The sequence below is a fragment of the Streptomyces sparsus genome (assembly GCF_054776295.1).
Map to the genome: position 1 here is coordinate 1 of NZ_BAAHCA010001543.1, position 726 is coordinate 726.

Genomic DNA, 726 nt, shown 5'->3' on the forward strand with positions numbered 1-726 from the left:
GCCCGGATCACGCCCGAGATGCTGCGGGGCTGGCGCCTGGACGTCGACGGCCCCCGCCCGTTCTCGCTGACGCTCGCCGAGCTGGGCGGGCTGCCGCAGTCCCGGGCGGAGCTGCCGATCACCTGTGTGGAGGGGTGGAGCGCCTCCGCGCTGTGGGAGGGCGTCCGGCTGGGCGAGCTGCTGGAGCGGGCCGGCGCGCCGTCGGGGGCGGCCGTGCGGGTGGTGTCGTTGCAGCAGGGCGGCGCGTTCCGCACCTCGGTGATCGGCCCGGGCCACGCCCGGGACCCGCTGACGCTGCTGGCGCTGCGGATCAACGGTGAGGTGCTCAACGCCGACCACGGGTATCCGGCGCGTGTCATCTCCGCGAACCGGCCCGGCGTGCTCCAGACCAAATGGGTGACCCGACTGGAGGTACTGGCATGAGCGGCGTGCGGGCCCTGCGGGCCGGGCTGGGGGCGGTCGGCTGTCTGCTGATGGCGGTGGGCGGCTGGTTCCTGCTGGTCGACGCCCGGCCCGGCACGGCCGTGCCGGTGGCCCTCTGGCTGGCCGGGGCGGTGCTGCTGCACGACTTCGCGCTGGTGCCGCTGGTACTGGCCGCGGGCTGGGTGCTGTACCGGCTGCCGGGAGCCGGCCGCTGGCGGGGGCTGTGGCGGGCGGCGCTCATCACGGCGGGCTCGCTGACGCTGGTCGCGGCGCCGGTGCTGCTGCGCCCGACGCCCGCGAACC

General features: G+C 76.6%; 1 protein-coding gene and 1 pseudogene. Both read left to right on the plus strand.

Features of this window, described 5'->3' with window-relative positions:
* Nucleotides 1-423: molybdopterin-dependent oxidoreductase (locus ACYVE9_RS29505; RefSeq protein WP_461030934.1), on the plus strand; the 423-nt coding region annotated here is incomplete at its 5' end.
* Nucleotides 420-726 (plus strand): annotated as a pseudogene (locus ACYVE9_RS29510) (hypothetical protein); the annotation flags it as partial. The gene ACYVE9_RS29505 and the pseudogene ACYVE9_RS29510, both read left to right, overlap by 4 nt.